Genomic DNA, 24,119 nt, shown 5'->3' with positions numbered 1-24,119 from the left:
GCTTAGCGATGAGTGTAGCGATATCGTTCCGCTGTAGCGCTTTCAGTACAGGTGGATGTCGTTTTTGACGCGATTCTCGACCACAACACAGAACCCAGTGGGAGCGTGCTTGCTCGCGATAGCGGTGTGTCAGTCAACCTATGGCTGACTGGGCTACCGTCATCGCGAGCAAGCTCGCTCACAAGGGGATTGCGGTGGGCTTATGGCTTGTTGGAAATCCCGTATTTACGCAACCGATGGGCAATCGCGGTGTGGGAGGTTTGCAGGCGGCTGGCGAGCTGGCGGGTGGAGGGGTAGTTGACGTAGAGGCTTTCGAGCAGGTGTTTCTCGAAGGTTTCCATAGCCTGCTCCAGGCTTTCGACTTCCACATCGCCTTGGCGCGCCACGGAGGTGCCGGCGATGTCCAGGTCGCCGATGTCCACCAGGCTGCTTTCGCAGATGGCGGCGGCGCGGAAGATCACATTCTGCAATTGCCGCACGTTGCCCGGCCAGCGGTTGCCCAGCAGGGCCGGGTAAGTGCCGGGGGCCAGGCGGCAGACCGGGCGCTGGATTTGTGCGCAGGCCTGCTGCATGAAATAACGCGCCAGCAGCAGGATGTCCTGGCCGCGCTCACGCAGCGGCGGGACTTCGACGTTGAGCACGTTCAGGCGATAGAACAGGTCTTCGCGGAACGAGCCCTCGCTGACCATTTTCTCCAGGTTGCGGTGGGTGGCGCTGAGGATCCGCACGTTGACCTTGATTTCCCGGTCGCCGCCCACTCGACGGAAGCTGCCATCGTTCAAGAAACGCAGCAACTTGGCTTGCAGGTAGGGCGACATCTCGCCGATTTCATCGAGGAATACCGTGCCCTGGTTCGCCAGCTCCATCAGGCCTGGCTTGCCGCCCCGTTGGGCCCCGGTGAAGGCGCCGGGGGCGTAGCCGAACAGCTCGCTTTCCGCCAGGTTCTCTGGCAATGCCGCGCAGTTCAGGGCTAGGAATGGGGTGCCATGACGGGCGCTGATGGCGTGGCAAGCCCGGGCTACCAATTCCTTGCCGGTGCCGGTTTCCCCCTGGATCAGCAACGGTGCATCCAGCGCCGCGACCCGCAGGGCCCGGGCCTTGAGGGTGCGAATTGCCGGGGACTCGCCCAGCAGCGCGTCGAAGCCTTCGGCGTGATCGTGATGCAGTGCCGACAGGCGTTCGCCGATGCGGTTCGGTTGATACAGCGTCAGCAGCGCGCCGGCGTCGGTGATGGGCGTGGCGTCCAGCAGCAGCGTCTGGCCGTTGAGGGTGATTTCCCGCAGCGGCAAGCGAAAACCGCTCTCCAGCAAGGCGTCCAGCAATGCCTCGTCACCGAACAGCTCGGCCACGCTTTCCCCGGCCGGTTCACGACCGTACAGGGCAATCAGCGCCGGGTTGGCCAGCAACACCTTGCCGGCACTGTCCAGGGCCAGTACCGGGTCGGTCATGGCCGCGAGCAAGGCATCGAGCTGCAAGTGCCGACGCTGACCCGGCAGGATGTCCACCACGGTGACGGCCTGCACGCCGCGCACGCTGAACAGCGCCTCGCGTAACTCGTCGAGCACTTGCGGGCTGAGGGTCGGGGCGTCGATGTAGACGTTGGGCGGCACCATCTCCACCGCATCCAGATTGAGATTGCGCCCACCGAGCAAGGCCAGGACTTCCTGGGTGATGCCGACGCGGTCGATGAAACTGACGTGGATACGCATGGGGCGGTTTTGGGTTCTGGAGTGCGGAGGGTGGCCAGTATGCCTTGGGGCGGGCTATTGGTGAAATCCTGGTCATACACTGATTTCCATTGTGTGCGAGCCTGCTCGCGATGGCGGACAGTCAGTCAACATCGCTATTAGCTGTCACACCGCTATCGCGAGCGGGCTCGCTCCCACAGGGGAACCTCATTGTGGCCAATATTGTTTAGAGCCCCACATCCCACTCGGGCGTCTCGGGAAACTTGAGCACCAAAAAATCCAGCAGACTGCGCAGCGCCGACGGCATGTGTTTGCGTGAGGCGTACACCGCGTACATGTTCATCCGCCGGGGTTCGGCGTGGGGCAACAGGCGGGTCAGTTCGCCGTTCTTGATGTGGGCGCCGGCCTGGTAGCTGGGCAGCATGGCCACGCCGGCACCGGCTATCGTTGCCTGAAGCAATGTGCTGGCTTCGTTGGCGCTGATATTCCCTTGCACCGGCACCGACACCTGCTCGCCGTCCTGCTCGAAATGCCACAGGCTCTTGCCGACGTAGGAGTGGGTCAGGCAGTTGTGTCGGCTCAGGTCTTCCACTCGCAGCGGTGTCGAGTGTTCCCCCAGATATCGCGGCGAGGCGCAGATCACCGAGCGGCAGACCGTGAGGCGACGGGCAATCAGGTTCGGGTCCAGGTCGTTGCTCATGCGGATCGCCAGGTCGATGCGCTCATCCACCAGGTTCACGGTGCGGTCGAGCATTTGCAGGTCGACGCTCACCCCTGGGTAGCGCTTGACGTATTCGGCCATGGCGCTCGCCAGTTGCGCTTGGCCGAACGAGGTACTGGCACTGATGCGCAACATGCCCCGTGGCGCGTCGTCCGGGGTGCTGACGGCGGCTTGCATGTCGCCGGACAGCTCCAGCATCTGCCGGCAACGCGGCAGGATCTCCGAACCTGCGGCCGTCAGGCTCAGCTTGCGGGTGGTGCGGTGCATCAACCGGGCACCGACCCAGTCCTCCAGTTCCGCCAGATACCGCGACACCACCGGCCGCGACAGGTCCAGATGCTCGGCCGCCGCCGACTGGCTGCCCAGGTCCACCACCGTGACGAACACCCGCATTGCTTGTAGACGATCCATGATTTGCCCGATTTCAGAAACAAACTATGTTCCAGCATCGCATTTTTTGTAACGAGTCAGGTAACTAAGCTCAGTCCCCATTCCCCTGACGGCTTTTTGGACAACGGAGCACACCATGACCGGATTTATCCCACTCAAGCGCCTACTACTGGCAACCGCCGCCCTGGCCTTCACGGCCCAGACCTGGGCCGCCGGCCTGACACTCGACGTCTACAACCCCGGCGCAGCGGCGGTTTTCCCGGTGACTTCGGTGTTGGTCAGCGGTGAAAAAGAGGCGATTCTGGTGGACGCCCAGTTCGGTAAGACCCAGGCCGCCCAGGTGGTGGAAAAAATCCGCGCCAGTGGCAAGCGACTGACCACGATCTACATCAGCCACGGCGACCCAGACTACTACTTTGGTCTGGAAACCCTGACTGCCGCGTTCCCTGAGGCCAAGGTGCTGGCGTCGGCGCCGACCGTCGAACACATCAAGCACACCATGGACGGCAAGCTGAAATATTGGGGGCCGATCCTGAAGACCGATGCGCCGGCCAAAGCCATCGTGCCCCAGGTGCTCAAGGGCGACAGCCTGACCCTGGAAGGCCAGCGCTTGCAGGTCGTCGGCCTCGATGGCCCGCAGCCGGACCGCAGTTTCGTGTGGATTCCATCGATCAAGGCCGTGGTTGGTGGTGTGGTGGTGGTCGAGAACACTCATGTGTGGATGGCCGATACCCAGACGCCGCAGTCTCACAAGGATTGGCTGGCGACCCTCGCCAACATTGAAAAATTGCAACCGAGCACGGTGATTCCGGGTCACTACTTGGGTGACAGCGCCCGTTCCCTGGCCCCGGTGCGCTTCACCGCCGGTTACATCAAGGCCTTCGACGAAGAAACCGCCAAAGCCAAGGATTCCGCCGCGCTGATCGCTGCCATGAAGCAACGCTACCCGGACCTGGGTGAAGACAGTTCCCTGGAACTCAGTGCCAAGGTGGCCAAGGGCGAGATGAAGTGGTGAAAGCCAATCTTTGATCCGGGTACTTTTGTGGCGAGGGGATAAATCCCCTCGCCACAAAAACAGACATTTCGAACATCGCTAACCAATGGAGAGCACCATGAGCAAAATCGCAATCATCGGCGCCACCGGTCGCGCCGGCAGCCAATTGCTGGAAGAAGCCCTGCGGCGTGGTCACAGCGTGACGGCCATTGCCCGCAACACCGCGAAAATCGGTGAAAGGGCCAGGGTGGTCAGCAAGCAACTGGATGTATTGGACAGCGAGGCGTTGACCGCAGCCATCGCCGGGCATGACGTGTTGATCAGTGCCGCTCACTTCGCCAATGTGCCGGCCGACAAGCTCATCGGGCCGGTGAAAGCTGCCGGGGTCAAGCGTTTGCTGGTAGTCGGCGGGGCCGGTTCGTTGCTGTTGCCGGATAACAGCCGTGTGATCGACAGCGATGACTTCCCGGAGGAATACCTGGCCGAGGCCAGCGCCGGAGCATTGTTCCTGGACGTACTGCGCAAGGAGCAGGACTTGGACTGGACCTTCCTTTCGCCTTCGGCAGAGTTCGTCGAAACCGAGCGCACGGAGGCGTTCCGCGTCGGCGAGGATCACCTGCTGTTCAACGATGCCGGGGAGAGCAGGATCAGCTTTGCCGATTACGCCATTGCGATGATCGATGAAGTGGAAAAGCCGCGGTTTTCGCGGACCCGGTTTACCGTCGGCTATTGATCCTGCACGACCTGTCTGGCCTGCGCGAACTGTAGGAGCTGCCGAGTGCAACGAGGCTGCGATCTTTCCTCTGACAATTGAGTCACGAGCGAAAGACCAAGATCAAGATCAAAAGATCGCAGCCTTCGGCAGCTCCTACGGGGGATGTGCGTCGCCGCAGCTTCAGCCGTGGATTCTTACCCAGGCGCTGACCAGCACCGTCGCGGCCATCAGCCACGCCACCGCCGCTACGGCGAGGGAGGCCTCCAGGCGCATGCGGTCGACCATCACGTAGAGGGTCGCCAGATAGACGAAGTACGGAATGATCGACCACATCCCAAACACGATGGTGGTCTTCAGGTCGTCCACCGAGCGGCCCTTGCCGACGATGTAATGGGCAATCAGGGCGAAGGTCGGGAACAGCGGCACCAGTCCGGCGATGTAATAGTTCTTGGTCTTGGCCAGCATCGCCAGGATGACCACCACGGCTGCACCCAGCGCCGCCTTGAAAATCAGGTCCACAGGTTTACGTCCCCGGTCAGTGGCTCAGACCATATTTTTTGACTTTGTCGAACAGCGTGGTCTTGGCCATGCCCAATTCCAGGCTGGCCTGGGTCAGGTTGCCACCGCTGCGTTGCAGGGCGTCTACCAGCAGGTTGCGCTCGAAGGCTTCGACTGCTTCGGCGAAGGCCAGGCCCTGGTTGCCGCCGCTGGCACCGGAGCGCTTGAACGCCGGCAGGCCCAGGGCGTAGCGCTCGGCGACGTTGCGCAGTTCGCGCACGTTACCCGGCCAGTCGTGGCTCATCAGGTTCGACAGGGTCTGGTTGTCCAGCTCCGGCACCGTGCGGTCGAAGCGCAGGGACGACTGCTGGAGAAAGTGCTTGAACAGCTGCAGGATGTCTTCGCGCCGCTCGCGCAGTGGCGGCAGTTCCAGGGTCACCACGTTGAGGCGGTAATACAGGTCGCTGCGGAACTGCCCGGTCCGGCCCATTTCGTCCAGGTCGGACTTGGTGGCGGCGATTACCCGGCAATCCACGGCCACGCTCTGGTTCGAGCCCAGGCGCTCGAGGGTACGTTCCTGCAACACGCGCAGCAATTTGATCTGCAAGGGCAGGGGCATGCTTTCCACTTCATCGAGAAACAGCGTGCCACCGTCGGCGTGTTCGATCTTGCCGATCCGGCGTTTGCCGGCACCGGTAAAGGCGTTGGCCTCGTGGCCGAAAATCTCGCTTTCGAACAGGTTCTCCGGCAGGCCGCCACAGTTCAGCGCGACGAACGGCTTGTCGTGGCGTCGGCTGAAGTCATGCAGGCAACGGGCGACCAATTCCTTGCCGGTGCCGGTTTCGCCTTCGATCAGCACGTTGGCCGAGGTGTCGGCGACGTTGGCGATCAGGGCGCGCAGGTGCTGCATGGCGGGCGAGCGGCCAATGATCCGGCCTTCCAGGGAATCGCGTTCGGCCAATTGCCGACGCAGCGATGACACTTCCCGGGCGAGGCTGCGCTGTTCCAGGGCACGGCGGGCGACGTCCACCAGGCGCTCAGGGGAGAAGGGTTTTTCCATGAAGTCATAGGCGCCTTTTTGCATGGCATCGACGGCCATGGAAATGTCGCCGTGGCCGGTGATCAGCACCACCGGCAAACTGCGGTCCCGTGCCTTGAGGCGGGTCAGCAGTTCCAGGCCATCGATGCCCGGCAGGCGAATGTCGCTGATGACGATGCCGGCAAAGTTATCGTCGACGCGCTCCAGGGCCTCTTCGGCGCTGCCCACGCCGATGCAGGGAATGTCTTCCAGGGTCAGCGCCTGCTTGCAGCCCAGCAGGACATGGGGGTCGTCTTCGACGATCAGTACGCTCAGGTCGTTGTTCATAGCGGCTCGGCAGGTAAAAGGCTTACCAACGGTAAACTGAGGACAAACGTGGTTCCACTGCCCTCAACCGGGTGTTCAACGCCCAGGTATCCACCTGTGGCGGCGGCTAGGCTGGCGGAAAGCGTCAGGCCCAAGCCCAGGCCTTGTTCGCCGGGTTTGGTGGTGAAGAAGGGTTCGAACAGATGCTTGCGTGTTTCTAGGTCAATGCCGTGGCCGTTATCCCGCACGCGCAGACGATATTTGCCATCGCCGGCCTGACCTTCGAGCCACAGCTGCGGTTCGGGTTGCGTCTGCATGGCGTCCAGGGCATTGCCGATCAGGTTCACCAGGATCTGCTCCAGGCGCGTCTGGTCAATGTGTACCTGGACGTCGTCGACGCTGGAATGAATCTGGATGTTCAAGCTTTCAAGGCGAGCGCCCAGCAGTTGCAGCGCGGCCTCGATGCCTTTGCCGAGGCTGGCCTGGCCCTGGTCGTCCCCGCGGCGGGCGAAGGCGCGCAGGCTGGCGGTGATCCGGCCCATGCGGTCGATCAAATCGTTAATGGTCTTGAGGTTAGTGCTGGCGATGTCCAGTTGGCCGCGCTCCAGGAAGCGTACGGTATTGCCGGACAAGGTGCGCAGTGCCGCCAGCGGCTGGTTGAGTTCATGGGCGATGCTGGTGGACATCTGGCCGATGGCCGCCAGTTTACCGGCCTGGACCAGTTCGTCCTGGGCCCGGCGCAAGGTCTCTTCGGCCTGACGCCGTTCGCGTATCTGGCCCTTGAGTCGTTCGTTGCTGGCGCGTAGGTCCGTGGTGCGTTCGGTAATCCGACGCTCGAGCTGGTTGTTGGCTTGCTGCAAGGCTTCCCGGGCCGCGAGACGGGTGGCAATGACCTTGCGCCGTTCGTTCCAGGCGATCAGCAGGAACGCCACCAGGGCGAAGGCCACGGCCACCAGGATGCCTTGGTTGATCGCCTGGCGACGCAGGTCTTCAAGCGGGGTCAGCAGGGTGAAATTCCACGGTGTGTCGCTCAAGGGTCGGGTCTGCGACAAGTAGCTGATGGCGCGCTCGTCGGACACCAGTTCGCTGTTGGCCGGGAACGTCAGCTTCTCCATGCCTTCGGCCAGGCGCTCCCGGGCCAAGGGCACCAGTTCATTGAGCGGGAACCAGTAGTACTGCAGGCTGCGGGCCAGGCGTTCCTTGGTGTCGTCGCTCAGGGGGCGCACCGACTTGAGCCGCCGCGCCGGGTCGCTGGACAGGATGATGATGCCGTTCTCATCACTGACGAACGCCTCCAGTCGCGCTCGCTGCCAGCGTTCCTCCAGGGCTTCGAGGCGTACCTTGACCACGGCGACGCCGATGATCTTGCCTTGTTGCTCCAGGCCATGGGCCAGGTAGTAGCCGGGTTCGCCGTTGGTGCTGCCGATGCCGTAGAAGCGCCCCGGCTGGCCGCGCACGGCGTTCTGGAAATAGGCGCGGAAGGACAGGTCTTCGCCCAGGTAACTGTCGACGTCGCGCCAGTTGCTGGTGGCCATCACCCGGCCAGTGGTGTCCATCACGTAGACGGCCCGGCTGCGGCTACGGCGGTTCAGGCCTTCGAGGTATTCATTGACGGTCCTGCGATGCTCGGGTGTCGGGTCATCGAGCAGTTGCGAGACACTCGATTCAAGCTCCAGCAGGCTGGGCAGGTAGGTGTACTTGTTGATTTCGCTCTCGACCGCACGGGCGTGCAGCTCCAACTGGCGTTCGCCATTCTCGGCGAGGCCACGTACGCCATAATGCTCGCTGATCCAGAAGCCGAGGTAACCCAGGCCGATCATCAGGGCAATGACCAGTGGCGGCAGGAACAGATGGCGGATCAGACGGGGTTTCACGGCGAGTGATGGCGGCGCGGCGCGATAGAGGGTGGGGTCGCATTTCATCACAGAAGCCTTGGGTCAACCACAACACTTACTCAGAGTCACCACGGCCCCTTGTGGGAGCGAGCCTGCTCGCGATGGCGGACCTACCTTCAACATTGATGTTGACTGTGATGGCCTCATCGCGAGCAGGCTCGCTCCCACAGGAGGCGTGGGAGCTTTCGCAAATGTGTTTTTAGTGCTGCAGGATTTTCTCAAGGAAATGCTGCGCGCGTTCGGAGCGGGCGCTGATGTCGCCGAAGAACTCTTCTTTCTTGCAGTCTTCGATGATCTGGCCCTGGTCCATGAAGATCACCCGGTTCGCCACTTTGCGGGCAAAGCCCATTTCGTGGGTCACGCACATCATGGTCATGCCTTCGTGGGCCAGTTGCACCATCACGTCGAGCACTTCGTTGACCATTTCCGGGTCAAGGGCCGAGGTCGGTTCGTCGAACAGCATCACCACCGGGTCCATCGCCAGGGCACGGGCAATTGCCACGCGCTGCTGCTGGCCGCCGGAGAGCTGGCCCGGATGCTTGTGGGCGTGGGCCGAAAGGCCGACCCGCTCAAGCAGTTGCAGGCCTTTCTTGGTGGCTTCTTCCTTGCTGCGGCCCAACACCTTGATCTGCGCGATGGTCAGGTTTTCGGTGATGGTCAGGTGGGGGAACAGTTCGAAATGCTGGAACACCATGCCCACGCGCGAGCGTAGTTTCGGCAGGTTGGTCTTCGGGTCGGCGATGGAGGTGCCGTCGACCACGATGTCGCCTTTCTGGAACGGTTCCAGGGCGTTCACGCACTTGATTAGCGTCGACTTGCCCGAACCCGATGGCCCGCACACCACCACCACCTCACCTTTGCTGACCTCGGTGCTGCAATTGGTCAGTACCTGGAAGTCCCCATACCACTTGTTGATGTTCTTGATAGAGATCATACGGCGAACCTTTTTTGCAGATGCTTGACCAGCTGCGAGGCGGCAAAGCTGATGGTGAAGTACACGAGACCTGCGATGATCAGGAACTCATTGGAGCGGCCGATGATGTCGCCACTGGCCCGCGAAGCATTGAGGAAGTCCACCAGGCCGACCGTATAGACCAGCGAGGTGTCCTGAAACAGGATGATGCTTTGTTGCAACAGCAGCGGGGTCATCTTGCGAAACGCCTGGGGCAGGATGATCAGGCGCATGGTCTGGCCGTAATTCATGCCCAGTGCCTGGGCGGCGCCCATCTGGCCCTTGGGAATCGACTGCACGCCGGCGCGGACGATTTCGCAAAAGTACGCCGCTTCGAACATCATGAACGCCACGATGCAAGAACCGAATGCCCCGATCGGCGTGTCTTCGCCGGTGATCCAGCGCAGCACGAACGGTACCGCCAGGTAGAACCAGGTGATCACCAGCAGCAGCGGGATCGAGCGGAAGTAGTTGACGTAGGCGCCAGCGATATTGGAGACCAGCTTGTTATGGGACAGGCGCATCAGCGCCAGGATCGTGCCGAGGATGATCCCGCCGACCACGCCCAAGGCCATCAGCTTGAGGGTCATCACCATGCCGTTCCACAAACCGGGAATGGCCGGGATGATGCCAGTGAAGTCGAATTCCATTATTTACCCCCCACGGAGATCAGGCCGGGCACCGCGACTTTCTTCTCGACCATGCGCATAAGCAGCATCAGGCTCATGTTCAGGGTGAAATAGATCAGCGTGGCCAGGGTGAAGGCTTCGAACAGGTTGGCGGAGAACTCGGCGGTCTGCTTGGTCTGCGCGAGCAACTCCATCAGGCCGATCAGCGAGGCCACGGAGGAGTTCTTGAAGACGTTGAGGAACTCCGAGGTAAGCGGCGGAATGATGATCCGATAGGCCTGGGGCAGCAGCACGTTCCAGTAGATCTGTGGCAGCTTGAAGCCCATGGCACGGGCGGCGGATTCCTGGCCGCGCGGTAGCGCCTGGATACCGGTGCGCACCTGTTCGCAAACCCGGGCGGCGGTGAACAGGCCCAGGCACACGACGACGCTCAGGTAGGCCGAGGTGGTCGGGTTCAGGTCCTGCTTGTACCACTCCTGAATATCGGCGGGCAGCAGGTCCGGCACCAGGAAGTACCAGATGAACAGCTGAACCAGCAGCGGTACGTTACGGAAAAGCTCCACGTAGCAAGTGGCGATGCCCGACACCAGTCGGTTCGGCACGGTACGCATCACACCCAGAATCGAGCCCAGCAGCAAGGCGATGATCCAGGCTACGATGGCGATGGCGATGGTCCAGCCCAAACCGGTCGCATACCAGTCGAGATAGATCTCGCTGCCTATGCCGGTGGACTTGAAGAACACGCTCCAGTCCCAGTTGTAATTCATTAGGGTCTCCCCTCAGATCGTTCGATGTACAAATGCCCGCCTGGGGAAACTCCGTTCCCGCCTGGCTTGAAGGCCAGGCACACGCGATCGGCTCGACAGCCACCGGTTCGAGTGTTTCCAGATTTGCCAGCAGGGAGTGACCATCCCCTGAAAGGGCCGGGCCCCTTCAGGAGACAAGGTTAGTCAGAAATCAGGATTTCTTGTCGTCAGCCGCTTTGTCGGTCGGCTTGGCGATCAGTGCCTTGAGTTCTTCGCTCATCGGGAAGTTCAGGTTCAGGCCTTTTGGCGGGATAGGTTGCATGAACCATTTTTCGTAGATCTTGTTGATCTCGCCCGACGCGTAAGTGGCCTTGATGGCGTCATCGACAGCCTTCTTGAACGGCTCGTCGCCCTTGCGCATCATGCAGCCATAGATTTCGTAGGACTGTGGGGTACCGGTCACGGCCCAGTCATCGGCCTTCTTGGCCTTGGCGGCTTCGCCTGCCAGCAGGGCGTCGTCCATCATGAACGCAACGGCGCGACCCGATTCCAGCATCTGGAAGGATTCGCCGTGGTCCTTGGCGGAGATGACGTTCATGCCCATCTGCTTGTCGGCGTTCATGGACTTGAGGATGCGCTCGGACGTGGTGCCGGCAGTGGTCACGACGTTCTTGCCCTTGAGGTCGGCGAAATCCTTGTACTTGGAATCTTTCTTGGACAGCAGCTTGGTGCCGATTTCGAAGATGCCAACGGAGAAGTCAACCTGCTGCTGACGCTCGACGTTGTTGGTGGTGGAGCCGCATTCCAGGTCCACGGTACCGTTCTGCACCAGCGGGATACGGGTTTGCGAAGTGACCAGGTTGTATTTGACTTGCAGGTTCGGCAGGTCCAGGTCCTTCTTGATCGCTTCGACGACTTTCATCTGGATGTCGTGGGAGTAGCCGACTGGCTTGCCCGTAGCGTCCGCGATGTAGGAAAACGGAATGGAAGCGTCGCGATGGCCAAGCGTGATAACGCCGGATTCTTTGATCTTTTTCAGTGTGCCGGTCAGTTCGGCCGCGAAAACCGGAGTGCTGATCAGAGCGGCAGCAATGGCTGCGCCCAGGAGATGGGGAACGATGCGCATCTATATTTCCTCGACATTGTTTTTTTTATTTCGGCCGGTTCGTCGGCCCTGAGTACTTCGAAGTGCCTGGAAGCTCCTGTTGTGTTGGCGTACAGGCATTCGTCTCGCAGGAGTGTAGAGCATGACTCGTGCCAGGCTCGGAGGTTACTACTTAACTTGTTGATTTAAATAATAATTAATGTTTTGTTTCAGGCTTTGTGCGGCCTGATTTATCCGGTTAGCCGAACTGACTGGTGGGTCTTGTTCGGAAAACCGAATGGCTTGAGCTTGCCTCGATCCATCGGGCGCGCTCGCTGGCGATAGCGGTGTGCCAGCCACCTGGATGTCGAATGTGCCGGCCTCTTCGCGAGCAAGCCCGCTCCCGCAGGATCTGTGGCGAATTTCAGATAGCAAAAAGCCCCTGAATCGCAGGATTCAGGGGTCTTGGGTGCGGCGGGCTATCGTTCAGGCCGCTTCGATCTTGCGGCGGTTGTGCTCGAGCTTGTCCAGGTACTGCTGCAGTTTCTCCTGCTCGACCGGGGTGGTGAACAAGCCTAGCTTGCTGCGGCGCCAGAGGATGTCCTGGGCATCGACGGCCCACTCGTCGCTGCACAGGTAGTCGACTTCGCGGGTATAGAGACCGGCGCCGATGTGCTCGCCCAGATCTCCCTGGTTGTGCACACCTTCGAGCATGCGCCAAGTGCGGCTGCCGTAGGTGGTGGCCCAGCGGCGGGCGATGTCGGTTGGCAGCCAGTCGAACTTGTCGCGGATCGCCGAGCACAGCGCCTGCGGGGTGGTCATGTTTTCGCCGCCAGGGAGGGCCTCTACGGCGGTCCAGCTCGGACGCATTTGCGTGAAATACGGGGCCAGTTGCGCCATCGCCGATTCGGCCAGTTTGCGGTAGGTGGTCAGCTTGCCGCCGAACACCGACAGCAGTGGGGGTTCTTCACCGCCACCCGACAGCGCCAGGGTGTAGTCGCGGGTCACGGCCGACGGGTTGTCGGATTCGTCGTTGCACAGCGGACGCACACCGGAATAGCTGTGCAGAATATCGTCGCGGCTGATCTGCTTCTTGAAGTGGGCATTGACCACTTTCAACAGGTAATCGGTTTCGCCTTCGGTGATCGCCACTTTGGCCGGGTCACCGGTGTATTCGCGGTCAGTCGTGCCGATCAGGGTGAACTGGTTCAGGTAGGGAATGGTGAACACGATGCGCTGGTCTTCGTTTTGCAGAATGTGCGCATGTTCGCCTTCGTAGAGTTTCGGCACGATCAGGTGACTGCCCTGGATCAGGCGGATGCCGTAGGGCGATTCCAGCTTAAGGTCATCACGAATGAACTTGGCGACCCACGGGCCGGCGGCGTTGACCAGTGCCTTGGCACGAATCGAAAACAGGCTGCCGTCGGCACGTTCCAGGTGCAAGTGCCACAGGCCTTTGCTGCGACGGGCGTTCACACAGCGCGTGCGGGTGTGGATATGCGCGCCTTTTTCCCGGGCGGCCATGGCGTTGAGTACCACCAGCCGGGCATCGTCGACCCAGCAGTCGGAGTATTCGAAACCTTTGGTGATCTCGCTTTTCAATGCGCTGTCGGCACCGAACTTCAGGCTTTTGGAACCGGCGAGCTGCTCACGTTTGCCCAGGTGATCGTAGAGGAACAGGCCGGCGCGGATCATCCAGGCCGGGCGCAGATGCGGGCGGTGAGGCAGCACGAAGCGCATTTGCTTGACGATGTGCGGAGCCTTACTCAGCAGCACCTCGCGCTCGGCCAGCGCTTCGCGCACCAGGCGGAACTCATAATGTTCGAGGTAGCGCAGGCCACCGTGGATCAACTTGCTGCTGGCCGACGATGTGTGGCTGGCCAAGTCGTCCTTTTCGCAAAGGAACACCGAAAGACCGCGACCGGCAGCGTCCGCGGCAATCCCCACGCCGTTGATACCGCCACCAATGACGGCGACGTCGTAAACCTCGGCGAGAGGGGGCGTAGGCATGGTAGAAGTGGGCATCGGCTGGCCTCAGGCTCTTTTTCGTAATATTTTAATTCGAACATAAATGTTCATTTGCGAAAATACTAGCCCATAAAGACAGCAACAGCCAGCCATCTTCGATTGAAAATACTGATCAAGGGGAGCTGAAAGGAAAATTTTCGAACATGGAAGGACGAGCAAAGGTGCCTGGGCACGCTTTTGTGGCGAGAGGGATTTGTGGGAGCAACGCTTGCTCGCGAAACAGGCGCCTCGTTCTATGTAGAAAGTGTGTTGCCTTCATCGCGGGCAAGCCATGCTCCCACAGCAGCCTCGCCACAGGGTATTGAGGCGGTCGTCAGACCACTTCCAGCCGAATTTTGTGCTGGCTCAGCAATTGCGCCAGGGCCGGCACGGGTTGCTGGTCGGTCACCAGGCAGTCGATCAGGCTGATGGGCCCCAGTCGGACCATGGCGTTGCGCCCGAATTTGCTCGAGTCCGCCGCCAGCAGCACCTTCCGGGCGTTGGCGATGATGGCTTGGGAAACCCGCACTTCCTGGTAGTCGAAGTCCAGCAGGCTGCCGTCTTCATCGATCCCGCTGATGCCCACCAGGGCGAAGTCGACCTTGAACTGGTTGATGAAGTCGACGCTGGCCTGGCCCACCACGCCGCCGTCACGCCGTACGTTGCCGCCGGCGATCAGGACTTCGAAGTCGTCCTTGGCGCTGAGGATCGAGGCCACGTGCAGGTTATTGGTGATGACCTTCAGGTGGTTGTGATTGAGCAGCGCCCGGGCGATGGATTCGGTGGTGGTGCCGATGTTGATGAACAGCGAGGCGTGATCAGGGATCTGGGCGGCGATGGCTTCGGCGATGCGTTGTTTCTCGTCGCGCATCTGATCGGCGCGCATGGCGTAGGCGGTGTTTTCCACGCTTGAATCGTAGGCGGCGCCGCCATGGTAGCGGCGCAGCAGGTTCACTTCCGCCAGCTGATTGATGTCGCGGCGGATGGTTTGCGGGGTGACGACGAATAGCTGCGCCATTTCCTCGATGCTGACATAGCCGCGTTCGCGGACCAGTTCGAGGATTTGCTGCTGGCGGGGAGGCAGATTCATGGGGCTTCCTTTGGGCTGCCATACAAAATTTGCCCATGATGCCGCAGGAATCTGCTCCCGACCAGTTTCAGAACCTTGTCAGGCTCTATTCAGCGTCTTCATGGGGTTCCCAGTCACGGGTGCGGCTGACCGCTTTCTGCCAACCGGCGTAGAGTTTTTCCTTCGCCTGCTCGTCCAGCTGCGGTTCGAATTCACGCTCGATCACCGCTTTGCCGCGCAGTTCTTCCAGACTGCCCCAGAAACCGCACGCCAGTCCGGCCAGGTACGCAGCACCCAGGGCAGTGGTTTCACGCATTTTCGGGCGCTCGACCTGGGTACCCAGGATGTCGGCCTGGAATTGCATGAGGAAGTTGTTAGCCACCGCGCCACCGTCGACGCGCAGGGCCTTGAGGCGTTCACCTGAGTCCTGCTGCATGGCGTCGAGTACGTCGCGGGTCTGGTAGGCAATCGACTCCAGCGCTGCACGAATGATGTGATCGACCCGTACGCCGCGGGTCAGGCCAAACAGTGCGCCGCGGGCATAGGGGTCCCAATACGGAGCGCCCAGGCCGGTGAAGGCGGGCACCAGATACACGCCGTTGCTGTCCTTGACCTTATTGGCGAAGTATTCGGTATCCAGTGCGTCGTTGATGATCTTCAGTTCATCGCGCAGCCACTGGACCGTGGAGCCGCCATTGAATACGGCGCCTTCCAGGGCGTAGGCGACTTCGCCGCGCGGGCCGCAGGCGATGGTGGTGAGCATGCCGTGATTGGATTTTACGGCTTTGTTGCCGGTGTTCATCAGCAGGAAACAGCCGGTGCCGTAAGTGTTTTTCGCCTGGCCTGGCTCCACACACATTTGGCCGAACAGGGCCGCCTGCTGGTCGCCGGCGATGCCACCGATGGCGATGCCGCTCTTGGTGCGGCCATAGATCTGCGAGGAGGGCTTCACTTGCGGGAGCATTTCGCGGGGGATGTCGAGGATGTCGAGCATCTTCGCATCCCATTCCAGCGAGTGAATGTTGAAGAGCAGGGTGCGCGAGGCGTTGGTGTAGTCGGTGACGTGGACCTTGCCGCCGGTGAATTTCCAGATCAGCCAGCTGTCGACGGTGCCGAACAGCAGTTCACCGTTGCGCGCACGCTCGCGGCTGCCTTCGACGTTGTCCAGGATCCACTTGAGCTTGGTGCCGGAAAAGTACGGGTCGGTGACCAGACCGGTGGTTTGGCTGATGTATTGCTCGTGGCCATCGCGCTTGAGCTGCTGGCAGATTTCGGTACTGCGGCGGCATTGCCAGACGATGGCGTTGTAGATCGGCCGGCCGGTGATCTTGTCCCAGACCACGGTGGTTTCACGCTGGTTGGTGATGCCGATGGCGGCCACCTGGTCATGGTGCAGGCCGGCCTGGGCGAGGGCTTCGACCATGACCGCGCTCTGGGTGGCGAATATTTCCATCGGGTCGTGTTCGACCCAGCCGGCCTGTGGGTAATGCTGGGCAAATTCGCGCTGGGCGGTGCAGACCACGTTGGCGTCACGGTCGAAGATGATCGCCCGCGAGCTGGTCGTACCCTGGTCGAGGGCAATGATGTAGTTCTTGTTCTGTATGTCGGTCATGTCGATTGCCTTGGGACGTAAAAGGAAGAAGCCACGGCGCAGGCTGGAGTGGCAGGAGCCTGCGCCGACTGTTTCAGGATGTTCTGGGCTTGCCGTCAATGGCCGGTTCTGCATCCTTTGTAGCAGTTATGGCGCTGGGCAGGTGCCGGGCAATCAAGCCGCGATAGGCCGCGGCACCGAGGCATGCACCCACAATCGGGGCAAAAATCGGAACCAGGAAGTAGGGGATGTCGCGTCCACCCGTGAGGGAAATTTCACCCCAGCCAGCGAAGAAAGTCATCAGTTTAGGACCGAAGTCTCGCGCCGGGTTCATCGCAAAACCCGTCAGCGGCCCCATGGAGCTGCCGATCACCGCAATCAGCAGGCCGATCAGCAGTGGTGCCAGAGGGCCACGGGGTAAGCCATTGTTGTCATCGGTCAGGGACATGATCACCCCCATCAGGATGGCCGTGATGATCACCTCCACGAGGAAGGCTTGGCCGGTGGAGAGCGCTGCGTGCGGGTAGGTGGAAAACACCGAGGCGAGTTCGAGGCTCGCTTCGGTGCCGCGGATCATGTGTCGGGACTGTTCGAAATCGAAGAATAGGTTGCTGTACAGCGTGTAGACCAGGAGGGCGCCGCAGAAGGCGCCAGCCACCTGGGAAATCATGTAGAGAGGCAGCTTGCGCTTTTCGAAGTCAGCGAAAATGCACAGGGCAATGCTGACGGCGGGGTTGAGATGGGCGCCGGAAATGCCCGCGCTCAGATAGATCGCCATGCTGACGCCGACACCCCAGATGAGGCTGATTTCCCACAAACCGAAGCTGGCACCCGCAACCTTGAGCGCCGCGACGCAACCGGTGCCAAAAAAAATCAGCAGGGCAGTGCCCAGGAATTCAGCCAGGCATTGGCTGGACAGGGATGGCTGTTGTAAAGCAGTTGTCATTCAAACCTCGGTTTTTTGTTCTTTTGCTGCGCCTTCGATAAAGCTCAATTGCGCGATCTCCACCGAGGCAGGATCCCCATCCTGATCTCGGGTTGCTGCTTGAGACATGTGATACGACTTTCAGTTTCGAAAAAATATAGACAAGAAACGCTGGTGTCAAAGGTCGAAAGTGAACCATCGGTCACATTTCAACTATTCGTGGCGTGAATGACTCTTCCTCTGGCGGTGGGTCACCGCTACTCCTGACCCCCGTCCCAAGCCTTTTCGCTGGCGATGGCTTAGAATCCGGCCACTCTTTTTTTTTGATTTCCTTGCCAGGAGCAGTCATGACACCCGCGTTGGATCTGCTTAAGAAAGTGCGCGCCGAACATCGCATCCACAGTTACGAACACGATCCCAAGGCCGCGTCCTACGGTTTGGAAGCGGCGGAAAAGCTCGGGCTGGATCCGACGCAGGTGTTCAAGACGTTGTTGGCGGCCAGTGAGAAGGGTGAACTGTTGGTGGCGGTAGTGCCCGTAGCCGGAAGCCTGGACTTGAAAGGCCTGGCCCATGCGGCCGGGGTGAAGAAGGTCGAGATGGCCGACCCAACTGCGGCGCAGCGTTCGACCGGCTATTTACTTGGCGGGATCAGCCCGCTGGGGCAGAAGAAGCGCTTGCGCACTTTTATCGACAGTTCCGCACAGCCGCTCGTCAGTATGTTTGTCAGTGCGGGAAGGCGCGGCTTGGAAGTCGAGTTGGCGCCTTCGGTATTGAAGGCGCACACCGGGGCGACGTTTGCTGATATTGGGCGTGCTTGAATAAAGCCAGGCACGAGCAAGTCTCGCCACAAGGGTGTGAATGGCTAAGCTGTGCGTCAGTTCTTCCATCCCACGCTGTAGGGTGAAAATGCTGCTGATCTGTCACTGGATAAGCCGTGCCGCTGCCCCGGATACTGGCGCCTCAAGAAAAGGAGAAGTGCCATGCAGCTTGCGTTTCATCAGGTCGATGCATTCAGTGACCGCCCGTTCGGCGGTAACCCGGCGATGGTCTATCGACTCGACGGCTGGCTTGCCGATGACTTGATGCAGAAGATCGCCGCCGAACATAATCTGGCGGAAACCGCGTTTCTGGTACGTGAAGACCAGCATTGGCATATCCGCTGGTTCACGCCCACCACCGAAGTCCCGCTGTGCGGACACGCCACGTTGGCCGCCGCTTATGTACTGTTCGAGGTCTACCGCGAAACCGCCGAGCGGCTGGACTTCATCTGCCAGTCCGGTTCATTGAGCGTTACCCGCGAGGGCGATCGGCTGTGGCTGGATTTTCCGGCCGTCGTGCCTGCCGGGTTGGGGGCGTCCTTGGCCGTCCAGAGTGCCCTGGGTGTCGCAGCTGTGGATGTGCTGAGTTCCAATGAGCTGTTCGTGGTGCTGGAGTCGGAGCAAGCGGTGCTCGATTGCAAGCCGGACATGGCGGCCCTGGCAAAACTGCCTTGGCCCGGCGCTATCGTGACCGCGCCGGGGAGCAAGCATGATTTTGTCTCACGCTATTTTGCCCCGGCGATCGGGATCCACGAAGACCCAGTGACCGGCTCGACCCACTGCAGTCTGATTCCCTATTGGTCCAAGCGCTTGGGCAAGCACAGCCTGACGGCTTACCAATGCTCGAGCCGGGGCGGGGCGTTGTTCTGCCGGTTGGAGGGTGAGCGGGTGAAGATCGGCGGGAATGCGACGTTGGTGGCCAGTGGGACGTTGATGCTGGGGTGATGGTATTCCCTGCTGGTTTGCGCCCTGCAGGAGCTGGCGAAGCCTGCGATCTGTTGATCTTTTGATCTTTCGCTTGAGATTCAAGTGGCTGGGCAAAGATCGCAGCCTCGTTCCACTCGTCAGCTCCTACAGGCTATAGCGCCGCACACCACTGTCCACCGGCGGGATGTGCGCCGCGGTGCTGCCCGAGGCCTGGAACAGCACCAAGTGTTCAGCGGCGACGCGGATACCGACACTGTCCCCGAGCTGATGGTCGGCGTGGCTGGGGAAGATCGATTCCAGTTGCGCGCCAGTCGGCAATTGCAGGCGATACAAGGTTGAAGCGCCCAGGAAGGTCTTGCCGACAATACTGGCGGTGAGCGGGCTGTCCGGTGCGTAGACGATATCGTCTGGGCGCAGCAAGACATCCACCGCACCGCCGATGGGCCAGGTGTAGGCCCGGTTACCGCGCAGGGTGCCCAACTCGGTTTGCACCGATTCCGGGCTGTCGAGCCGGCCGCGAATGAAGTAACCCTGGCCAATGAAGCTGGCGACGAATGGCGTCAGCGGTTCGTGATACAGGTTGTAGGGCGTGTCCCACTGTTCCAGTCGACCTTCCTTGAATACCCCGACATGGTCACTCACGGCGAAGGCTTCTTCCTGGTCGTGAGTGACCAGGATCGCGCTGGTGCCGCGGGCCTTGAGAATATCCCGCACTTCGTGGCTGAGCTTGCGTCGCAGCTCGCCATCGAGGTTGGAGAACGGCTCATCGAGCAACAGCAGTTGTGGTTCGGGTGCCAGCGCGCGGGCCAGCGCTACGCGCTGTTGCTGGCCGCCGGACAACTCATGGGGAAAACGCTTGCCCAGGTGCTTCAGGTTGACCAGTTCCAGCAACTCTTCGACGACGCGATCCTTGTCGGGATGCTTGCGAATGCCAAAGGCGATGTTCTCGGCCACGCTCAGGTGGGGAAACAGGGCATAGTCCTGGAACACCATGCCGATACGGCGTTTTTCCGGGGCGAGGGTGAAACCGGCACGGGAAATGGTTTCCCCGGCCAGTTGGATTTCACCCTCGTGCACCGGTTCGAAGCCGGCGATGGCGCGCAACGTGGTGGTCTTGCCGCACCCGGACGAACCGAGCAGGCAACCGATATCGCCGGCATTGAGGTGCAGGTTGAGGTTTTGCACGACCCGCTGGTTTTGGTAGCCGCAGGCCAGGTCATGCAAATTCAGCAGCAGCGAATGGCTCATGCGTGGTGATACGCCGGCTCGACAAGGAATTCGAGCAGTGCCTTTTGCGCGTGAAGTCGATTTTCTGCCTGGTCCCAGGCCACCGAGCGCGGGTCGTCCAGCAAGTCGAGGCTGATCTCCTCGCCACGGTGGGCCGGCAGGCAGTGCATGAACAGCACGTCGGCATCCGCCAGGTCGAGCAAGGCCCGGTTAACCTGGAGCGGCGCGAACAGCTTGAGACGCTTGGCGGTTTCTTCTTCCTGGCCCATGGAGGTCCAGACGTCGGTGCTCACCAGGTGCGCACCGGCCACGGCCTGTTTCGGATCACGCACAATGGTCACCCGGTCCCCGGCCTTGGCGAGCAGCTCGGCATTGGGGTCATAACCTTCAGGGCAGGCAATGCGCAGTTGGAAGTCGAATTGCATCGCCGCTTCTATGTAGCTGTTGCACATGTTGTTGCCGTCGCCGATCCAGGCCACGGTCTTGCCCTGGATCGAGCCGCGCTGCTCGAGGAAGGTCTGCATGTCGGCCAGCAACTGGCAGGGGTGCAGGTCATCGGACAGGCCATTGATGACGGGGACGCGGGAATGGGCCGCGAACTCGGTCAGGGTGCTGTGGGCAAAGGTACGGATCATCACGGCGTCGAGCATGCTCGACATGACGATGGCGCAATCGCTGACCGGTTCGCCACGGCCTAGCTGGGTGTCGCGCGGCGATAGGAAGATCGCCTGGCCGCCCAGCTGGATCATGCCGGCTTCGAAAGAGATGCGGGTGCGGGTCGATGACTTTTCGAAGATCATCCCCAGCACGCGGTTTTTCAAGGGCTCGAACAGTACGCCGCGGTTACGCAGGTGCTTGAGCTCCACGCCTCGACGGATCACACCGAGCAACTCATCGGGCGTTAAATCCATCAGGGAGAGAAAGTGCCTAGCGCTCATGATTGACTACCTTTTTGTAACTGACCGCAGATGCTCAAAGCCTTGTTTATTCAAAAAACGGGCGAGACCTGCGGCAAAAGCCGCACGGGGCGACGAAATAGGGGAAGGCGCGATCTTATAATTAAATGTCGCGTCTTACCAATAGGGCTACGGTTTTTGGGGATTTCAGCGAGGCCATCCCGCGAATGCGATGGCATGTTCGTGGCCGGTTTCCTGACAGCAGCGACCCATTTGTACACTGGCGTTGCTTGGCTTGGCAATCAAGTGTGGCGGGCGTGCCATGGATGGAGGGCGTTTTACGCCGTGGTATCTCATTCTTTCGCTGGTCTGCCGGTGGTTGTGAAACATTTCCTAATGCAAAGGCCTGGGTTATAAATGAGCCACAGCGGCACAGGAGCCTGAAATGGATTCGAAAGAGCAACAATTGATGGAATTGCTGGGGCTGACTGCACGCTCGCTGACGCACCTGACGGCTTCGATGACTTCCATGTCATTCGAATTGCTGCGCAGCGATGATGAGGTGACCAAGGCCGCGGGCCGCCGGATGATCGATCGCATGGCCACTATCAGCAGCGGCCTCGATGAACATTGGCGGCTGATTGGCGAGCTCACGGGGGTGCCCATTGCTCAGGAGCAGGTGGAAACCGTCGAAGAAGTTCAGATGCTGGCGCCGCCTCCCGGCCAGCCTTGACGCGCTGTCATCGGTGGGCCTGATGCCCGGCAATTCACAGGACGAACGTCGCTGGCGCTGCCGGGAGTCACGCGCCATAGTTTTGTTCCCGCGGCCGAAAGCGCCCGCCACGAATAAAACAGAGACTGGCCATGACCAAGACTCTCCACCACCGTGCGTGCCACCTGTGTGAAGCCATCTGCGGCTTGACCCTCGAAACCACTGAAACCGACGGCCAGGGCATGGCGATCACCTCGATCAAGGGCGATGCACTGGACACCTTCAGTCGCGGTCACATCTGCCCCAAGGCGGTGGCCCTGCAAGATATCCAGAACGATCCGGATCGCTTGCGCCAGCCTATGCAGCGCGTTGGCAATGAATGGCAACCCATTGCCTGGGACGATGCCTTCGCGTTGGTGGCCGAGCGCCTGGCGGATATCCAGGCGCGCCACGGCCAGAACGCGGTGGCGGTCTACCAGGGCAACCCCAGCGTGCATAACTATGGGCTGATGACCCACAGCAACTATTTCCTGGGCCTGCTGAAAACCCGCAGCCGTTTCTCGGCGACCTCGGTAGACCAACTGCCCCATCACCTGACCAGCTACCTGATGTACGGTCACGGCCTGCTGCTGCCGATTCCGGACATCGACCAAACCGACTTCATGCTGATCCTGGGCGGCAACCCACTGGCTTCCAACGGCAGCATCATGACCGTGCCAGACGTGGAGAAGCGCCTCAAGGCGATCCAGGCCCGTGGCGGCAAGGTGGTGGTGGTTGATCCGCGCCGCAGCGAAACGGCGGCCATTGCCGACCAGCATGTCTTTGTACGCCCTGGCGGTGATGCTGCGATGCTGTTTGGTTTGCTCAATACATTGTTCAGCGAAGGCTTGACCCGAGACAGTCACCTGCCGGTGGACGGCCTGGACGAGGTGCGTGAGGCCGTCACCACGTTTACGGCTGAAGCCATGAGCCCGCTCTGTGCGGTGCCGGCAGCGCAGATCCGGCAATTGGCCCGGGACTTCGCCGCCGCGCCGTCAGCGGTGTGCTATGGGCGGATGGGGGTGTCGACCCAGGCGTTTGGCACGCTGTGCCATTGGCTGATCCAGGTGATCAACCTGGTCACCGGTAATCTTGATCGGGTGGGCGGGGCACTGTGCACCGAGCCGGCGGTGGATCTGGTGGCTACCACCTCGGGCGGGCATTTCAACCGTTGGCAGAGCCGGGTGTCCGGACGTCCCGAGTATGCAGGGGAGTTGCCGGTATCGGCCCTGGCCGAGGAGATGCTCACCGAGGGCGAAGGCCAGATCCGTGCGCTGGTTACCGTGGCCGGCAACCCGGTGCTGTCTACACCCAACGGGCGGCAACTGGAGCAGGCCCTGGACGGGTTGGCGTTCATGGTCAGCCTCGATTTGTACATCAACGAAACCACGCGTTATGCCGACCTGATCCTGCCCTCGACCTCGGCCCTGGAGAACGATCATTACGACACCACGTTCAACCTGTTCGCGGTACGCAACGTGACCCGTTTCAACCGGGCGATCCTGCCCAAGCCCGAGGGCGCGCTGCACGACTGGGAAATCTTCGTCGGCCTGGCCAAGGCTTTTGCCGCCCGAACCGGCAAGGAACTCAAGCCGACCATGCCGCCGGCGCAGATGATCGATTTCGGCCTGCGTAGCGGGGCGTATGGCGACGCCTCGCCGCATAAGCTGTCCCTGACGACCCTGTTCGATCATCCCCATGGCATCGACCTCGGCGCACTCAAGCCCAACCTGGCTGCGCGCCTGAAAACCGAAAACCAACGGGTGCAAGCCGCGCCAGCGGTGATTCTTGCCGACCTTGCGCGCTTTGCCGCGTTGCAGGCGCCAAAACCGGATGAGTTGCTGATGATTGGCCGTCGCCATGTGCGCAGTAACAACTCCTGGATGCATAACTTCCATCGACTGGTGAAGGGCAAGCCGCGTCATCAGTTGCTGATGCACCCGGATGACCTCACCTATCGGGGCCTTGTCGACGGGCAACGGGTCACGGTCAGTTCGCGGGTGGGCGTCATCGAGGTCGAGGTGCTGGGCAGCCTGGACATGATGAAAGGCGTGGTCAGCCTGCCCCACGGCTGGGGCCATGCCCGGCCGGGCGTGCAGATGACCATTGCCAGCGGACAGCCGGGCTCCAGCGCCAACGACCTGACCGATGATTGTCAGCTCGATGAGTTGTCCGGCAACGCGGCGCTTAACGGCGTACCGGTGAAGGTGGCGGCTGCGTAAAATTGTCTCTGGAGCAGGTTCGGCTTTCC

General features: G+C 61.0%; 21 protein-coding genes. 6 read left to right on the top strand and 15 right to left on the bottom strand.

Translation table 11 applies throughout. From position 1 onward, the window contains the following. Positions 1-200 precede the first annotated feature (200 nt). Positions 201-1,709, bottom strand: a complete 1,509-nt coding sequence (locus tag AACY42_RS01195; RefSeq protein ID WP_339475488.1) for a sigma-54-dependent transcriptional regulator — start codon at positions 1,707-1,709, stop codon at positions 201-203. Between the two features lie 205 nt (positions 1,710-1,914). Further along, positions 1,915-2,820: a LysR family transcriptional regulator gene (locus AACY42_RS01190; RefSeq protein WP_339475486.1), complete on the bottom strand. Its 906-nt coding sequence runs from the start codon at positions 2,818-2,820 to the stop codon at positions 1,915-1,917. 115 nt (positions 2,821-2,935) lie between these two features. Here AACY42_RS01190 and AACY42_RS01185 point away from each other — a divergent pair, with 115 nt between their 5' ends. Beyond that, on the top strand, positions 2,936-3,814 hold the full coding sequence (locus tag AACY42_RS01185; RefSeq protein ID WP_339475483.1) for an MBL fold metallo-hydrolase: 879 nt from the start codon (positions 2,936-2,938) through the stop codon (positions 3,812-3,814). 97 nt (positions 3,815-3,911) lie between these two features. Continuing rightward, the gene (locus AACY42_RS01180) at positions 3,912-4,526 is read left to right on the top strand and encodes an NAD(P)-dependent oxidoreductase (protein WP_339475480.1); all 615 of its coding nucleotides are present in this window, start codon (positions 3,912-3,914) and stop codon (positions 4,524-4,526) included. A 162-nt stretch (positions 4,527-4,688) separates the two neighbouring features. On the opposite strand, the gene AACY42_RS01175 is transcribed toward AACY42_RS01180, so the two are convergent. The 11 genes from AACY42_RS01175 to AACY42_RS01125 all read right to left on the bottom strand — a co-directional run bounded on the left by AACY42_RS01175 (position 4,689) and on the right by AACY42_RS01125 (position 17,270). Further along, positions 4,689-5,018, bottom strand: a complete 330-nt coding sequence (locus AACY42_RS01175) for a GlpM family protein (RefSeq protein ID WP_339475715.1) — start codon at positions 5,016-5,018, stop codon at positions 4,689-4,691. A 25-nt stretch (positions 5,019-5,043) separates the two neighbouring features. Continuing rightward, complete coding sequence (locus AACY42_RS01170; RefSeq protein WP_339475478.1) at positions 5,044-6,372, bottom strand: sigma-54-dependent transcriptional regulator; 1,329 nt, start codon at positions 6,370-6,372, stop codon at positions 5,044-5,046. Beyond that, complete coding sequence (locus AACY42_RS01165) at positions 6,369-8,273, bottom strand: sensor histidine kinase (RefSeq protein ID WP_339475476.1); 1,905 nt, start codon at positions 8,271-8,273, stop codon at positions 6,369-6,371. The genes AACY42_RS01170 and AACY42_RS01165 overlap by 4 nt, the downstream gene beginning before the upstream one ends. Before the next feature lie 172 nt (positions 8,274-8,445). Next, positions 8,446-9,180: an amino acid ABC transporter ATP-binding protein gene (locus tag AACY42_RS01160; RefSeq protein WP_003204983.1), complete on the bottom strand. Its 735-nt coding sequence runs from the start codon at positions 9,178-9,180 to the stop codon at positions 8,446-8,448. Further along, positions 9,177-9,848 carry an amino acid ABC transporter permease gene (locus tag AACY42_RS01155; RefSeq protein ID WP_339475474.1) on the bottom strand — a complete coding sequence of 224 codons (672 nt, stop codon included), beginning with the start codon at positions 9,846-9,848 and terminating at the stop codon, positions 9,177-9,179. The genes AACY42_RS01160 and AACY42_RS01155 overlap by 4 nt, the downstream gene beginning before the upstream one ends. Continuing rightward, entirely contained in the window at positions 9,848-10,594 is a 747-nt protein-coding gene (locus AACY42_RS01150; RefSeq protein ID WP_339475471.1) for an amino acid ABC transporter permease, read from the bottom strand. Before AACY42_RS01150 ends, AACY42_RS01155 begins: the two co-directional genes overlap by 1 nt. 190 nt (positions 10,595-10,784) lie before the next feature. After that, positions 10,785-11,699, bottom strand: a complete 915-nt coding sequence (locus AACY42_RS01145; RefSeq protein ID WP_339475468.1) for a glutamate/aspartate ABC transporter substrate-binding protein — start codon at positions 11,697-11,699, stop codon at positions 10,785-10,787. 444 nt (positions 11,700-12,143) lie between these two features. Then, a complete protein-coding gene (glpD, locus tag AACY42_RS01140) occupies positions 12,144-13,682 on the bottom strand; it encodes a glycerol-3-phosphate dehydrogenase (RefSeq protein WP_339475465.1) in 1,539 nt (512 codons plus the stop codon). A gap of 316 nt (positions 13,683-13,998) precedes the next feature. Then, positions 13,999-14,754, bottom strand: coding sequence for a DeoR/GlpR family transcriptional regulator (locus AACY42_RS01135; protein WP_339475463.1), 756 nt, complete (start codon positions 14,752-14,754; stop codon positions 13,999-14,001). 85 nt (positions 14,755-14,839) lie between these two features. Next, positions 14,840-16,345 (bottom strand): glycerol kinase GlpK, encoded by a 1,506-nt coding sequence (gene glpK, locus AACY42_RS01130; RefSeq protein ID WP_339475461.1) that lies wholly within the window; start codon positions 16,343-16,345, stop codon positions 14,840-14,842. A 73-nt stretch (positions 16,346-16,418) separates the two neighbouring features. Further along, on the bottom strand, positions 16,419-17,270 hold the full coding sequence (locus AACY42_RS01125; protein ID WP_339475458.1) for an MIP/aquaporin family protein: 852 nt from the start codon (positions 17,268-17,270) through the stop codon (positions 16,419-16,421). Positions 17,271-17,596: 326 nt separating this feature from the next. Here AACY42_RS01125 and ybaK point away from each other — a divergent pair, with 326 nt between their 5' ends. Together ybaK and AACY42_RS01115 are read left to right on the top strand one after the other, a co-directional pair. Beyond that, positions 17,597-18,067 (top strand): Cys-tRNA(Pro) deacylase, encoded by a 471-nt coding sequence (gene ybaK / locus AACY42_RS01120; RefSeq protein ID WP_339475456.1) that lies wholly within the window; start codon positions 17,597-17,599, stop codon positions 18,065-18,067. Positions 18,068-18,229: 162 nt separating this feature from the next. Then, complete coding sequence (locus tag AACY42_RS01115; protein ID WP_339475454.1) at positions 18,230-19,012, top strand: PhzF family phenazine biosynthesis protein; 783 nt, start codon at positions 18,230-18,232, stop codon at positions 19,010-19,012. Positions 19,013-19,138: 126 nt separating this feature from the next. Here the strand turns inward: AACY42_RS01115 and AACY42_RS01110 are convergent, their stop codons facing one another. Together AACY42_RS01110 and argF are read right to left on the bottom strand one after the other, a co-directional pair. Then, a complete protein-coding gene (locus AACY42_RS01110) occupies positions 19,139-20,242 on the bottom strand; it encodes an ABC transporter ATP-binding protein (protein WP_339475452.1) in 1,104 nt (367 codons plus the stop codon). Beyond that, positions 20,239-21,159 (bottom strand): ornithine carbamoyltransferase, encoded by a 921-nt coding sequence (argF, locus tag AACY42_RS01105; RefSeq protein WP_339475451.1) that lies wholly within the window; start codon positions 21,157-21,159, stop codon positions 20,239-20,241. Before argF ends, AACY42_RS01110 begins: the two co-directional genes overlap by 4 nt. A gap of 403 nt (positions 21,160-21,562) precedes the next feature. Here argF and AACY42_RS01100 point away from each other — a divergent pair, with 403 nt between their 5' ends. Together AACY42_RS01100 and AACY42_RS01095 are read left to right on the top strand one after the other, a co-directional pair. Next, complete coding sequence (locus AACY42_RS01100; protein WP_339475449.1) at positions 21,563-21,850, top strand: hypothetical protein; 288 nt, start codon at positions 21,563-21,565, stop codon at positions 21,848-21,850. A gap of 131 nt (positions 21,851-21,981) precedes the next feature. Next, on the top strand, positions 21,982-24,090 hold the full coding sequence (locus tag AACY42_RS01095; RefSeq protein ID WP_339475447.1) for a molybdopterin oxidoreductase family protein: 2,109 nt from the start codon (positions 21,982-21,984) through the stop codon (positions 24,088-24,090). The last annotated feature ends 29 nt before the right edge of the window (positions 24,091-24,119 follow it).

Origin of the sequence: Pseudomonas sp. RL_5y_Pfl2_73, from assembly GCF_963970515.1 — a bacterium.
Lineage (GTDB): Bacteria > Pseudomonadota > Gammaproteobacteria > Pseudomonadales > Pseudomonadaceae > Aquipseudomonas.
Note: the sequence above shows the minus strand (reverse complement) of the source record. Positions and strands in the feature narration are given on the sequence as shown.

Coding starts and splice junctions, on each gene's coding strand:
- AACY42_RS01195 (WP_339475488.1), bottom strand. CDS start 1,709: ATGCGTATCCACGTCAGTTTCATCGACCGCGTCGGCATCACCCAGGAA.
- AACY42_RS01190 (WP_339475486.1), bottom strand. CDS start 2,820: ATGGATCGTCTACAAGCAATGCGGGTGTTCGTCACGGTGGTGGACCTG.
- AACY42_RS01185 (WP_339475483.1), top strand. CDS start 2,936: ATGACCGGATTTATCCCACTCAAGCGCCTACTACTGGCAACCGCCGCC.
- AACY42_RS01180 (WP_339475480.1), top strand. CDS start 3,912: ATGAGCAAAATCGCAATCATCGGCGCCACCGGTCGCGCCGGCAGCCAA.
- AACY42_RS01170 (WP_339475478.1), bottom strand. CDS start 6,372: ATGAACAACGACCTGAGCGTACTGATCGTCGAAGACGACCCCCATGTC.
- AACY42_RS01165 (WP_339475476.1), bottom strand. CDS start 8,273: ATGAAATGCGACCCCACCCTCTATCGCGCCGCGCCGCCATCACTCGCC.
- AACY42_RS01160 (WP_003204983.1), bottom strand. CDS start 9,180: ATGATCTCTATCAAGAACATCAACAAGTGGTATGGGGACTTCCAGGTA.
- AACY42_RS01155 (WP_339475474.1), bottom strand. CDS start 9,848: ATGGAATTCGACTTCACTGGCATCATCCCGGCCATTCCCGGTTTGTGG.
- AACY42_RS01150 (WP_339475471.1), bottom strand. CDS start 10,594: ATGAATTACAACTGGGACTGGAGCGTGTTCTTCAAGTCCACCGGCATA.
- AACY42_RS01145 (WP_339475468.1), bottom strand. CDS start 11,699: ATGCGCATCGTTCCCCATCTCCTGGGCGCAGCCATTGCTGCCGCTCTG.
- glpD (WP_339475465.1), bottom strand. CDS start 13,682: ATGCCCACTTCTACCATGCCTACGCCCCCTCTCGCCGAGGTTTACGAC.
- AACY42_RS01135 (WP_339475463.1), bottom strand. CDS start 14,754: ATGAATCTGCCTCCCCGCCAGCAGCAAATCCTCGAACTGGTCCGCGAA.
- glpK (WP_339475461.1), bottom strand. CDS start 16,345: ATGACCGACATACAGAACAAGAACTACATCATTGCCCTCGACCAGGGT.
- AACY42_RS01125 (WP_339475458.1), bottom strand. CDS start 17,270: ATGACAACTGCTTTACAACAGCCATCCCTGTCCAGCCAATGCCTGGCT.
- ybaK (WP_339475456.1), top strand. CDS start 17,597: ATGACACCCGCGTTGGATCTGCTTAAGAAAGTGCGCGCCGAACATCGC.
- AACY42_RS01115 (WP_339475454.1), top strand. CDS start 18,230: ATGCAGCTTGCGTTTCATCAGGTCGATGCATTCAGTGACCGCCCGTTC.
- AACY42_RS01110 (WP_339475452.1), bottom strand. CDS start 20,242: ATGAGCCATTCGCTGCTGCTGAATTTGCATGACCTGGCCTGCGGCTAC.
- argF (WP_339475451.1), bottom strand. CDS start 21,159: ATGAGCGCTAGGCACTTTCTCTCCCTGATGGATTTAACGCCCGATGAG.
- AACY42_RS01100 (WP_339475449.1), top strand. CDS start 21,563: ATGGATTCGAAAGAGCAACAATTGATGGAATTGCTGGGGCTGACTGCA.
- AACY42_RS01095 (WP_339475447.1), top strand. CDS start 21,982: ATGACCAAGACTCTCCACCACCGTGCGTGCCACCTGTGTGAAGCCATC.